Genomic DNA, 13,079 nt, shown 5'->3' with positions numbered 1-13,079 from the left:
TAAACAATGGCTTGGTATCTCGACAGCGCGCTGGAACGCCATAAAAAAGCGCCGTATACGTTTTACGTCCCGTCGCCTTCAGTCATCGAAAAGCTTGGGGAAGGCGATCGGGTCAGACTTCTTTTTATGTCCGACGCGGAAGAGGACTACGTTTGCGAACGGATGTGGGTCGAAATTACGGAAAGGGACGGAGACCGTTTTGCAGGCACGCTGGTGAACGAGCCGGTAAGCATGGAGCAGCCGGTCCGGGGCGAAACCGTTCATTTTCGCGGCGAGCATGTGTGCGACACCGAATATAAGGACCCCGAGGAGCAGCGGTGGGATTACTATTTCGACAACAGGATCGTGGTAAGCCGCGATGTGCTTGCGAGGAAAGAATTCAACTTTTTGCTGAGGGACTTTCCCAATCGGGACGGCGACACCGGATGGACCGCATCGAGCGGGTATGAAGAAGAAGACTATTGGGAACATGCCGACCATTTGCAGGTCGTTTCCATCGGCGTCGTGCTGAATATGGACGATTCGATCCTCGAGTTCATCGATGACGCGCCGCAATGCGCCTATGAAAGGGATCCGGCAACGGGAAGGTTCGTGAAGGTCGATGATTTCGATTGGGACGGCTACAACAACGGGTAAGGATCAAAAATCAACAGAAAACGACGTTTTTCATGCCATACCCATCCATAATTATGACCCGGAAAAACGAATTTTTATGGAAAAATCTAACTTTGGTTAGTTTTTTTTGAAACTTGTTCTTGGTAATCTGATAAAAGAAAGCAAGTCTTTACATCCTCCCAACGCATCCCCGTCATTTCCCCACGCGCATCCTCAAGCAACATCCCTTCCCGGACAGAGGGTTGAACCCGGTAGCTGCCGGGCTTAACCCTCCTTCGTATGTCGATGTTGACCGCGATTTGCCAACCGGCATGCCGGCGCTATATAATAATTTTATCAAAATAATAGTAAACAGGTGTTTATTTATGCAAACGCTAAAGGAAGACGTTCGTCAAAACATATTGCGGGCTGCCTTGGCCGAATTCAAATCCCATGATTACGCGGATGCCTCCATGCGCCGGATTTCGGCGGCGGCGGGCATCACGACGGGCAACATTTACCGCTACTTCAAAAACAAAGAGGAACTGTTCGAAGCGCTCGTCAAGCCGGTATACGAGAAACTGCTGGACTATCTTCTGAGTCTGAAAAACGAGCTCGACCGCTCCTACATCGACGGCAACGGCGAAATGAAGTATTTCGGCATGATCGAGGATACGGTCATCGGGCTGTTTGATGCGTACAGCGCGGAATTGACCATCCTGATGAACCGCAGCTCGGGATCGAAGTACAGCGGCGTCAAAGCGGATATGGTGCAGCTTGTCGCCACGATTTTGGAGGATGCGTTTGCTTCCGGCCGCGAACACGCGGCGAAGCTGACGGCCGAGCAGCGCCAAAGCGCGCGGATGCTGGCGGGAACCATCGTCGAAGGCGTCTGCCTGATTTTGCGGGAGCATGAGGATGGGGAGACGGTCAAGCGGCTCGTCAACGAGTTTATTCGTCTGTATCATACAGGCATGATGTGCGGGCTTCCCGACTAAATCGGGGCCCGGATTTCTTTGCGGATGAATAATTTTTTTCTTGTTTTTGTAAGATGCATAGGAAGCCCTATTTTTTTTGTTTGAAAAATGAACACCTGTTTACTAACAATTCAGCCGAGGAGGAAAAACAAAAGGATGCGGCAAATCATCAAATGGCGCTGGGCGATTCTGGCGCTTTGGCTTGTGGCTACCGTGCTGCTGACCGTGTTTCAGCCGGACGTGAACGCCATTTTGCATGAGCGGGGGCAGGACCCGCTTACGGAAGACAGCCCGTCGAAGGTTGCAGGCAAGCTGCTCAACAAAATGACGGGCACTACCGGCACCAGCGACATCATCGTATTTCATAGGGAAAACAAACTGACGGATCAGGACATGAAGGAGATCGAGGCGGGGATCCGCAACATGATCGAACATCAATCCGAGCTCGGCTTCAGCCAATTGATCGATCCGTTTACGACGCCGGATGCGAAATCGTCCCTCGTCTCCGGGGACAACACGACGCTGATGGTGAGCTTCAGCCTGGATAAAATGGGGCGCAACATCGAAGAAATCGACCAGCAGTTCAAGGACGCGCTGAAGGACGTGAACGTGCAGTACTACTTCAGCGGCGAGGATTTTATCCAAAACGACTATATCAAAGCGACGACCGCAGGGGTGGAAAAAAGCGCGGCGCTTACGGTCATCTTTATTCTGGTCGTGCTGATCGTCATGTTCCGTTCGGTTCTCACGCCGTTCGTGTCCCTGCTGACGGTCGGCATCACCTACTTGGTTTCAATGGGGATCGCGGCGCAGATCATCGACAAGCTGGACTTCCCCGTCACCAGCGTGACGCAAATGCTGCTCGTGCTTATCCTGTTCGGGATCGGTACGGACTACAACATTTTGCTGTTCAACCGTTTCAAAGAGGAGTTGTCGCATGGGCGGACCGTGGATGAGGCCATCGTCGCGTCGTACAAAACGGCGGGCAAAACGATTATTTACAGCATCGCCACCGTTTTTATCGCCTTTGCAGGATTGAGTTTCTCAAGCTTCGGCATTTATAAGTCCGCCAATGTAGTTGCGATCGGCACCGTCGTGCTCGTGCTGCAAATCCTGACGCTGACGCCGTTTATGCTGAAGGTGTTTGGTCCGAAGCTCTTTTGGCCCTCGAAAAAGGATGCGGGGCATAAGGAAAGCAAATTCTGGGCGAAGCTTACGTCCGTCTCGGTCAAGTATCCGGTGGTCGTGACGGTGATCATCGTCATTTTGATGATTCCGGCGCTGCTGACGAGCGCGCAAAAACTTTCCTTCGACCAGCTTAAGGAACTGGGAGACGGTTATCCGTCCACCAAAGGCTTCAGCCTTGTAGCCGAGCATTTCAGCCGGGGGCAGGCGCTGCCGACAAGCGTCGTCATCGAAGACGACAAGGCGATGGACAACAATGAAGCATTGGGCGTCATCGACAAGCTGACCGACAAGCTGAAAGCGATCGACGGGGTAAAAACGGTGGCCAGCGTGACGCAGCCGCAGTCGAAGCCGATCGACGAATTTTATATCAGCAGCCAGTCGGAAACGGTCACGGACGGCATTTCGGCTTCCAAAAAAGGCGTGGATCAAATCAAAAGCGGGCTGGATCAGATCGCGGGCAAACTGGCAGCGCCGGATACGTCGAGCGCCAACCAGCTGGTGGACGGCACGGGACAGGTCAAAGACGGTTATGACCAAATCACGGACGCCCTGGGCCAGGTTGCCGCGGGCATCGGTAAAGGCGCCGGCGGCGCGGGCGAGCTGAAGAAAGGAATCGCCGGATTAAAAGGCGGATTGGATGCCGTCAGCGCAAACACGGGCAAAATCAGCGCGGGCCTGTCGGAAATTTCGAAGGGTTACGCGGCGCTGGAGGCAGGTTATAAGCAGCTCGGCGGGCAAATTCCGCAAATCGAGCAAGGTTTGGCGGGCATGAACGCTTTGATTGAAGGACTGGGCGCCAAACACGGCGAGCTGGCGGAAGATCCGGATTACGCGAAATTGAAAGCGACCGGCGCGACGCTGGCGTCCTCTTTGGCCCAGCTGAACGGGGGCTTGCAGCAGCTGGAATCCAATTTTGCGAAGCTGAACGGTTCCCTTGGCGTGGCCGCGGGAGGACTCGGCCAAATCCAGGCGGCCCAGAAGCAGATGTCCGCCGGACTTGCGGCTTTGCAAAAGGGCGCGGCGGAGCTGCAAAAAGGCCTTGAGCAGGGCAGCAGCGGTTCCCGGGAGATCGAGGCGAACATGAAAAAGCTGAACCTTGCGCTCGGAGAAGTGCAAAGCGGCCAGAAACAGCTGATCGACGGGCTTTCCGGCCTTACCGGCGGCATGTCGCAGTTGAAGGAAGGCATCGACAAGAGCGGCAGCGGACTCGGGGACATTTCCGAGGGATTGGGCAAAACCGGCGATTTCCTGACGCAGCTCAGCGGTTCGAAGACGTTCTTTATCCCGCGTGAAGCGCTGGAAAGCGAGGACTTCAAAAAGGCCGAGGACAGCTTTATGTCCAAGGACCGGAAAATCACGAAGCTGCTCGTCATTTTGGACGATGACCCGTATTCTCCGGCGGCGCTGGCCACGATCGAAAAGATCAACGACACGGTCGCCGGCAGCCTGAAGGGAACCGTCCTGGACAACGCAAGCTACGGGGCGGCCGGACCAAGCTCAACCACGTACGACATGAACAAGGAACAGTTGAATTCCTTCAACAGCACGGCCGTGATCGTCATCGTGAGCGTGTTTATCGTATTGTTGTTCGTCATCCGTTCCTTCTGGCCGTCGGTATTTATCGTGCTGTCGCTGATCGCTTCCTATTATGTCGCGATGAGCGCCTCCAATCTGGTGACGACGTATATCATCAAAGCCGACGGGGTGTCCTCGTTCGTACCGTTTTTCTCCTTTATCGTGATCGTGGCGGTAGGGGTCGACTACAGCATCTTCCTGATGGAACGGTACCGGGAGCATGGCGACATGAACCCTGGCGAAGCGATCGTCAAAGCGGCGAAAAGCGTCGGCGGCGTCATCATTTCGGCGATGGTGATTTTGGGCGGAACGTTTGCGACCCTTATTCCATCCGGCCTGGTGCTGCTCATTGAGCTGGCTACCGCGGTCATCGTGGGGCTGGTCGTGCTCTGCTTTATTCTGCTGCCGATGCTCGTTCCGGCGCTGATCACGATGCCGGAGCGGCTCGGGCAGAAACGCGGACACCAGCTGAAAGCGGTCCATGTCAGCGGCTCGGATGCCGATGGCAAGCCGATGTAAGAAGAAGCTTCATGAAACGCGGCAAAATTGATGGCCATAAAGCAGAAGAACCGGAAGGAGCGCAAGCTCTTTCCGGTTCTTTAATCTATATGGAAGGTGTAAAGGCGATCGCCACAGAGGGGGAGCGGGCTGCCTTACACCAGGGTTTTCAGGGCTTCCGGCGAAAACGGCTTCAGGTCGCCGAAACGGCCTTCGCGGACTTTGGCAGCCCATTCGGGATCGGCCAGCAGCGCCCGTCCGACGGCCACCAGGTCGAATTCCTGTTTTTCCAAGCGGTTCAGCAGCTCGTCGATGTCCTTTTGGCCTGCGCCTTTGCCTTCGGTGAATAGGCTCGTGAACGCTTCGTCCAGGCCGACGGAACCGACGGTGATGACCGTTTTGCCGGTCAGCTTTTTGGCCCATCCGGCGAAGTTGAGGTCGGAGCCTTCAAATTCCGGCTCCCAGAAGCGACGGGTGGAGCAGTGGAAAATATCGACGCCGGCTTCGGCCAATGCCGTCAGCAGCTGCTCCAATTTTTCCGGCGTATCCGCCAGCTTCGCGTCGTAATGGGTCGTCTTCCATTGGGAGAGGCGAAGGGCGATCGGGAAGTCCGGTCCTACCGCCGCACGGACGGCTGCCACGACTTCGATGGCAAAGCGGGCGCGCTTCATCATGTCGCCGCCGTATTCGTCGGTACGCCGATTGGTTCTTTCCCACAGGAACTGGTCGATCAGGTACCCGTGGGCGCCGTGGATCTCCACGCCGTCAAATCCGATCCGTTTCGCGTTTGCTGCCGCATCGGCATAAGCCTGGATGACGCGCTTGATTTCCGCCACCGTCATCGGCTCGGTCACGGGGTTGCCGTTCAGGTCGAGTCCGGATGGACCGATCGGCAGCGCCTCGGGATTCGGCTGGGCGCCAACGGGGCGCGTCATGCCGATGTGCCAGATTTGCGGCATGATTTTGCCGCCGGCTTCATGGACCTGTCTGACGACCTCCGCCCAGCCGTTCAAGGCCGCTTCGCCATGGAAGTTCGGCACGTTCGGATCGTCGGTGGCTGCCGGATGGTCGATCAGCGTGCCTTCGGTAATGATGAGGCCGACGCCGTTTTCGGCGCGGCGGCGGTAATAGGCCGCCACATCCGGGCCGGGCACGCCGTTCGGCGAAAAGCTGCGGGTCATCGGCGCCATCACGACCCGCGTCGGAATCGTCAGGCTGCCCAAAGTATAGGGCTTAAACAAGGATGCGGTTGAGCGGATGTTTTGCTGCGAGTTGCTCATGTATGGATCCTCCCAAAATCTAGATTATATTTTTCTGTATTTCTATAAAAATAGATATATATGATCAAAAGAAGGAGCTTTATGCTTATGGCAGACCATGAAAACGAAAGCTCTTAAGCCTAAAGCTCTTTCTTGAGTTGTTCGATAAAGCGGCTGATTCCCTCCTCATTACGTCTGTAATAAGTCCACTGTCCCGCCCGGCGGGATTCCAGCAAGCCTGCCTTCTGCAATTTGACGAGATAACCCGAAACGACCGATTGGGCCAGCCCCGTTTTCGCGGAAATGGAACCGACGCAAATGCCGCCCTTGAAATCGCATGATGCCGGCATATGCTCCTGGGGTCCAAAATGCTCCTCCGGATGCTTTAGCCATTCCAAAATGTTAAACCGGGTTTCGTTTGACAATGCTTTGATCGTTAATAATATATCCATGGGTTTTATTATATCTATTTTTATAGAAATGTAAATATTCTTTTTGGGCATTGGACAGAGGTTTGTGTCGGAATGGCTTTATTGTTAGGATAGGAGAGGACTTAGATTCCAATCTTTTCAAGTGAAAGGGTGCTTGACGATGAAGGAAAAGCTGGAGCGGTACAAAATTTTCCGCGTCCTGGCATCCATATATAGGATCAAAGCCGTTCGGCTGCTCATCCCGCTTGCGGTGATCGGATTCGTCTACTGGGAAGGGAAAAGGGAGCTGTCCCAGATTTCCATTGGACGCACATTTGGGGAGTTGCGCCGGCTCCCGGCTTCGTCCGTTGCGGAAATTTTCCTGTTTGCCCTTTTTTCCGTTGCGGTGATGAGCCTTTACGATTTTATGATCCGCCGCCATTTTCGGTTAAAGGTTGGATTCTGGAGCACGTTTCGGTATGCGTGGATTGCCAACACGTTTAACAACATCATCGGATTTGCGGGATTGACCGGGGCCGGGCTCCGGACGATTTTATATAAACGAAGCGGGATATCGCCGGTATTGATGGCTTCCGCCGTCGTGTTCCTTTCCCCGGTCGTCGTGACCGGGCTGTCGGTCCTATCCTGGGGGATCATCTTTGGGCTTTTCAACGTGGACGGGCTCCTGCAGGAGCATGGGTGGCTTGTTTTTGCCGTCTGGGGGATGGCTTTGTATTTGCCTTTATTTGTCCTGATGCAGCGGTCCTCTCTGTTTGCGAAATGGTTTAACCGCGGGGAAGGGAGAACGCCGTGGACGACGGTCGGCGTATCGCTCAGCGCCTCGCTTTTGGAATGGGCCTGCGCGGGCATCACCTTTTGGATGATCGCCGGCAGCGTCCTGCACGACGTATCCTTCCGGGACGTGATCGGGATGTATTCGGTCGCGGCGATCGCCGGCATTCTGAGCATGGCGCCGGGAGGCATCGGGGCGTTCGACTTGATGGTGCTGCTCGGGCTGGAGCAGATGGGTTTCCCTTCCGGCCGGGCCATGGCGGTGCTTGTCCTGTTCCGGCTGTTTTATTACATCGTGCCGTGGCTGATCGGCCTGATCCTGTCGGCCTTTGAGCTGGGCAGCGCGGCCAAGCGGGCCGGGGAAAACGCGACCCCGGAGTTCCCTTTGAACATGTGGCAGCGGTTGTGGCGTTGGCCGGGGCAATTCCGGTTCTTAAGCGATCTGGGCGCGTGGGCGCTCGGGAAGCTGGTGTTCGTGAGCGGCCTCGCGCTCCTGCTCTCGGCTGCGATGCCAGGCTTGCTCTACCGCCTGAAACTGACGGAGGAATTGCTGTCGATGCCCATCATGCGCATCTCCCATCTGCTGACGGTCGTTGTCGGGTTTATGCTCATCATTCTTTCCCGGGGCATTTCGCTGCGGATTCGCCGCGCATATGTTTGGACAGGGGTTCTGCTGCTTGCCGGCGCGATTTTTACGTTTACGAAGGCGTTTGATTTCGAGGAAGCGATTTTTCTGCTGATCGTCGGCCTTGCGCTTTGGATGTCCCGGTCGAGGTTTTACCGCAAGGGCGCCGTCGTCGACTTCCGAAGCTGCCTGCTCTGGTATGCATTGTCGGCGGTCATCGCTTTTGCGTACTACTGGATCGGAAGCCATGTCCACCATGGCTGGCTCAGGCATCTGCCGACGGCCGATCGCATCCACTGGATGTTCGGGCCGAAACCGTATGCCATGACGGCATGCATTGGCCTGGCAGGCGCATGGCTGCTGCTGACGATGCTGATGCTGCTGCGCCCGAACCGGAATATCGCGACCGGGGCGGGGCCGGAGGAGCTTGAGAAGCTCCGGCTTTTCCTAAGGGACACACAAGGCAATATGCTCACCCACATGCTGTTTGCGGGAGACAAAAGCTTTTTCTGGGCCCAGGACGGTCAGGTGCTGCTTCCTTATGCCAAGTCAAGGGACAAGCTGGTGGTGCTGGGCGACCCGATCGGACCGATGAAGCTGGTGCCGGACGCCATTGCCGAATTCCAGCAGTATGCCGACGAATACGCGATGTCCGTCGTGTTTTATCAGGCGACGCCCGAATTTCTGCCCGTTTACCATGAACACGGCTACCGTTTTTTTAAATTGGGGGAAGAAGCGCTCGTTCCTTTGGAGAACTTCACCCTCAGCGGCAAAAAGGCAGCCGACCTGCGGAGCGTCCGCAACCGTTTCGATCGCGAGGGATATGTTTTCGAAGTGGTGCACCCGCCTTTTGCCGATCCGTTGTTCGAAGAACTTCGGACGGTCTCGGATCAATGGATCAAGGGGCGGAGGGAGAAGGGCTTTTCGCTCGGCTGGTTCGATAAAACCTACTTGGAACAAGCCCCGATTGCGGTTCTCAGGGACGATCAGGGCATGATCTTGGCGTTTGCGTCGCTAGCCCCGGGATACGACGGGGGCCGGACGATGTCGATCGACTTGATGCGCCACCGCAGCGGCACCCCGAACGGCACGATGGATGTTCTGTTTATCCGCCTGTTGGAGTGGTGCAAGGCCCAGGGATACAAGGTTTTCAACCTCGGCAATGCGCCCTTGTCCAGCGTCGGGGAGAGCAAAAGCGCGCTGCGCGAGGAAAAGCTTGCGGCTCTTGTATTCCAATACGGCGGCCATTGGTACGGATTCAAAGGTTTGCGGAGATACAAAGAGAAATTTTCCCCTGAATGGGAGCCGCGTTTCCTGGCTTATCCCGCTTGGGTGTCGCTGCCGGCGCTTACGGTGGATTTGGTGAGGCTGGTGTCGAGGAGAGTGCGGGGAGGCGGAAAAAGGTAGAGGATACAAGGCTGCCCTTCTGCATTCGGGCTTCGAGAGTGCTTATGCATAACATGGGGCCGCAGGATTCGTATTCGGACATAACAAATCAGCCCGGACCGGGAATGGGAACGGGCTGATTTTTTTATGGATTCATATAAAGCCTTACTGCTTCGGCAGCCGAATCCGGAAGATGACGCCCTTCGGCTCGTTATGCAGCGCCTGGATCGTCCCGTGATGGCTGTGGACGATCCACTGGGCGATGGAGAGGCCGAGCCCGGAGCCGCCTTGCTCGCGCGACCGCGCCCGGTCTTCGCGGTAAAAACGGTCAAAGATGCGGGAAAGCCCTTCCTCGCTGATGCCGATGCCGGTGTCGCTGATTTCGATGAACGCTTTGTTTTCTTTGACGTACGTGCTGATGGCGATGCTGTCATGTTCGCCGGTATATTTCAGGGCATTGTCCAGCAGAATGACAAGGAGCTGGTGCAGCCGCTCGGGGTCCGCCTTCAGCCGGGTCCGGCTGTGCAGCCTAAGCTGCATACTTTTTTCGGACAGCTCGGCGATTTCCTTATAGGGGCCGCATACGTTGTCCACGAATTCGTCCAGATCGATCGTTTGCTTTTCCAGCTGCGTTTCGGTCGAATCGGCTCTCGCCAGCGTCAGCAGGTCGGCCGTCATGCGGGACAGCCGCCGCGTTTCCGAGAGGGAGAGGGCGATATTTTCGAACGTATCGATGATCCTCTTCTCCGGCATCGTCTGCAGCAGCTCCAGCTTGTTCTGGATGATCGTCAGCGGCGTCCGCAGCTCATGCGAGGCATTTTCCACGAACTCCGCTTGTTTGTCCCAGGAGCGGATGATCGGTTTCATCATTTTCCGGGACAACATGTAACTCGCGCTAATCGACAGCAAGATAAATAAGGCCGAACACATAATGATGATCCGTTTGAAATTGTCGATCAGGTTTTGCTCGGGGTCCACGTTGACCAGCAGCTGCACATAGCTCCCCTCCGCCGCGGGATAGGGAACGGAAACGGTCCGGAAATGGTATTTGCCTTGCACCGTCACGTTGGAAATGGCGCCGATGGTGGCGGGATCGAAGCTCATTTCGCTGAAGTAATGATTGTAAATGATGAAGCCGATCTGCTCGGCATTGGCGATGTGCCCGTCGCTCCACAGGAGCGGAATGACCCGCGGGTTCAATCCCCGGCCTTTGGCAGGGGGGAAGCCGTATTTGTCGCGAATCGGTTCTTTGCCGCGTTCGGCGCCGGCTCCGCCGGTCTCGAGCCATCTTTTGGATGCCATCAGGTCCGAGTCGGTTTTGGCGTACAGCGTCGATTGGATCTGGCCGAAAATGATCGCCCCGAACATGCCGAACAGAAGGGTAAAAGCGATCAGCGTATAGACCATGAACCGCAGCTGCTGGCTGCGGATGACTTTGTTTTTATTCATGGTCGTCTCCGTTCTCGGTCAGCATGTATCCCATGCCTCTGATCGTTTTGATGTACTTGTCGTAGCCGAAGGGCTTGAATTTTTTGCGTAAATTGCTCACGTACACTTCGATGACGGTGTTGGCGGTGCTGGAGTCCATGCCCCAGACGCGGTCGAAAATTTGCTCCTTCGTCAAAATGATGTTTTTGTTGTTGATCAAATATTCGAGCAGGTCGATTTGTTTGCCGTTGAGCAGGACCGGCGCCTCGCCGATCTGAACCTCGCGGCTTTTCAAATTCAGCTTAAGCTCCTTGAACAGCAGCGTATGCTGCTTGAACCCGCCGACGGAGCGGCGCAGGATCGCCTCCAGGCGCAGCAGCAGCTCCTCGCGGTGGAACGGCTTGACGAGGTAGTCGTCGGCTCCCTGTTGGAAGCCGCGGATTTTGTCGTCGATCCCGTCTTTGGCCGTCAGGATGAGCACCGGCGTCAGAATCCCCTGCTGCCGGAGGCGTCCGAGCACCTCGTAGCCGCTCAGTCCCGGCATCATCACGTCCAGAACGATGGCGTCATAAATGTTTTGCTCCGCCAGATACAAGCCCTCTTCGCCGTCAAAGGCCTGCTCCGTCTCGTACAAATCCCGCGTCGTTGCGCAGATTGTATCGGACAAATGCTTATCGTCTTCTATGACCAGGAGCCGCATGGCCGGTTCACCTCTATCGTTTTTCTGCTTCCCGGTGCACGCGTTGTCAGCCTTCATTCGCCGAAGAAGAACGGAGAAGCATCCGGGAGGCGCGTTATTGTTGCGGTATCAGGATCGCGAGTGATTTCGGTTTCGAACGTTGGCGTCCTGATATCTAAACATAAACATTTCTCCCAGAAAGTCAAATGCTGCGTTTGGACAAAATGCCTAAATTAGGCGGTCATCTCCGTCTTCATGGCGCGCTGATGCTTGCGGTGGAGCCCCGGAAGGGCGATCAGGTAATATACGCTGACGATCAGCATGCTGACGGCCAAAATCCAGTACAGCGCCGTAACGTTCACGATCGCGGGAAACGCCACCGAGATGAAGCCGAGCGCAATCGCCTGCCCGGTCGTGTTCAGGGGCTCGATCCAGGCGCTGACGCGGCCCATGCTTTGCGGCTCGACCAGCTCCGGCAGCCAACCGCCGAGCACCACGTTGATGGGAGCCAGGATGATGCCGAGCAGGACCATGACCCCCAAGTAAATTTGAATGTTTCCGGAGAGTCCGGCAGCAAGGGTCAGCGCCATCGTAAGGAACAGTCCGGTAATCAGCACGGCCACCTTGCCGCATTTTTTAATCAGCAGGGAACTAAACGCGCTGCCTACGAGGTAACCGATGCCGAGGAAAACCATGACCAGCGGGGTATACACCTGATAGCGGTCGGGACTGAGCTCGTATTTCATCGTAAACAAGGGGAGGATCGAAAACACGCCGTTGACGATGCCGAAGAAAAAGAAACCGAGAATGATCGCAAGGAGCAGCCGGGAACGGACGATGTATTGGAAGCCCGCGCCAAAGTCGGCCGCCATGCTTTTCAGGTTGAGGTCGCGCAGCTTCACTTTGCCGTTCGGCTGGCGCACTTCGGCCGGAAAATGGCATGTCGCAAGCAGGATGCCCGATATGATGAAGCTTGCGGTATCGATGATGATGGCTCCTTCGATGCCGAGGTAATAGTAAGCGGCGGAGCCCATGCTCATGCCGAACAGCATGAAGATGCCCATGATCGACATATTCAGGCTGGACGCCTTCACATATTGCTCCGGCTTCATAATGCCCTGCATCAAGCTCATCTCGGCAGGGGTAAAAAATTTCGAAATCGCGCTCCGCAGGAACAGGATGGCGAAGGCGGCGATGATCCAGTTCTGATGAATGCAGAGCAGCAGGACGACGGACAAAACGGCCCGGATCCAGTCGCTTTGCACAGCGATCCGTTTGCGGTCCAGCCGGTCGGCCAGCACGCCGACGAACAGGAAAACGACCAGCGTCGGCAGCGAATACATCAGTTCGGCAACCGAGGCGTAAGCCGGCTGATTGCTGAACCGGTCGACCAAATAGAAGGCGAAAGCCATGCTGCCGACCATCGAGCCGAGCTGGGACGCGAAGGCGGCCAAAAACATTCTGACAAAAATAGCGTTGCGGAAAAGTTCCATAGGGGGTTTGCCTCATTTCCTAAAAATTTTATCCGGTACATGCGTCCTGGCGACTTTTCGGAGTTCTCAGGGCGCGGGAATTGATATGAGTGTACAATATCCTGAATTTTCCGGATAACGGCGCGAGAAGGAAATCATTCTCCGTCTGTGGACCGAGGCAAGGACACGAGAGGGC

9 protein-coding genes are annotated in these 13,079 nt (G+C 55.7%); 4 read left to right on the top strand and 5 right to left on the bottom strand.

The window, feature by feature from the left end:
- Nucleotides 1-6 precede the first annotated feature (6 nt).
- From AC27KL_RS22570 to AC27KL_RS22560, 3 genes are all read left to right on the top strand, one after another.
- Entirely contained in the window at nucleotides 7-636 is a 630-nt protein-coding gene (locus tag AC27KL_RS22570) for an immunity protein Imm33 domain-containing protein (RefSeq protein ID WP_339322661.1), read from the top strand.
- A gap of 344 nt (nucleotides 637-980) precedes the next feature.
- On the top strand, nucleotides 981-1,592 hold the full coding sequence (locus AC27KL_RS22565; protein WP_487171134.1) for a TetR family transcriptional regulator: 612 nt from the start codon (nucleotides 981-983) through the stop codon (nucleotides 1,590-1,592).
- A 135-nt stretch (nucleotides 1,593-1,727) separates the two neighbouring features.
- Nucleotides 1,728-4,853, top strand: a complete 3,126-nt coding sequence (locus AC27KL_RS22560; RefSeq protein ID WP_487171133.1) for an MMPL family transporter — start codon at nucleotides 1,728-1,730, stop codon at nucleotides 4,851-4,853.
- A 134-nt stretch (nucleotides 4,854-4,987) separates the two neighbouring features.
- On the opposite strand, the gene AC27KL_RS22555 is transcribed toward AC27KL_RS22560, so the two are convergent.
- Both AC27KL_RS22555 and AC27KL_RS22550 read right to left on the bottom strand, forming a co-directional pair.
- A complete protein-coding gene (locus AC27KL_RS22555; RefSeq protein WP_487171132.1) occupies nucleotides 4,988-6,112 on the bottom strand; it encodes an NADH:flavin oxidoreductase in 1,125 nt (374 codons plus the stop codon).
- Between the two features lie 119 nt (nucleotides 6,113-6,231).
- Complete coding sequence (locus tag AC27KL_RS22550; RefSeq protein ID WP_160042885.1) at nucleotides 6,232-6,543, bottom strand: ArsR/SmtB family transcription factor; 312 nt, start codon at nucleotides 6,541-6,543, stop codon at nucleotides 6,232-6,234.
- A 139-nt stretch (nucleotides 6,544-6,682) separates the two neighbouring features.
- On the opposite strand from AC27KL_RS22550, the gene mprF reads away from it, so the two are divergent.
- On the top strand, nucleotides 6,683-9,325 hold the full coding sequence (mprF, locus tag AC27KL_RS22545) for a bifunctional lysylphosphatidylglycerol flippase/synthetase MprF (protein ID WP_487171131.1): 2,643 nt from the start codon (nucleotides 6,683-6,685) through the stop codon (nucleotides 9,323-9,325).
- A gap of 144 nt (nucleotides 9,326-9,469) precedes the next feature.
- Here the strand turns inward: mprF and AC27KL_RS22540 are convergent, their stop codons facing one another.
- The 3 genes from AC27KL_RS22540 to AC27KL_RS22530 form a co-directional block, all read right to left on the bottom strand.
- Nucleotides 9,470-10,753 carry a sensor histidine kinase gene (locus tag AC27KL_RS22540; RefSeq protein ID WP_487171130.1) on the bottom strand — a complete coding sequence of 428 codons (1,284 nt, stop codon included), beginning with the start codon at nucleotides 10,751-10,753 and terminating at the stop codon, nucleotides 9,470-9,472.
- Nucleotides 10,746-11,432, bottom strand: coding sequence for a response regulator transcription factor (locus AC27KL_RS22535; RefSeq protein ID WP_339322655.1), 687 nt, complete (start codon nucleotides 11,430-11,432; stop codon nucleotides 10,746-10,748). Before AC27KL_RS22535 ends, AC27KL_RS22540 begins: the two co-directional genes overlap by 8 nt.
- A 212-nt stretch (nucleotides 11,433-11,644) precedes the next feature.
- Entirely contained in the window at nucleotides 11,645-12,904 is a 1,260-nt protein-coding gene (locus AC27KL_RS22530) for an MFS transporter (RefSeq protein ID WP_487171129.1), read from the bottom strand.
- Between the last annotated feature and the right edge of the window lie 175 nt (nucleotides 12,905-13,079).

Source organism: Paenibacillus sp. YAE3, from assembly GCF_057546105.1.
This window is presented reverse-complemented; position numbering and strand designations above follow the sequence as displayed.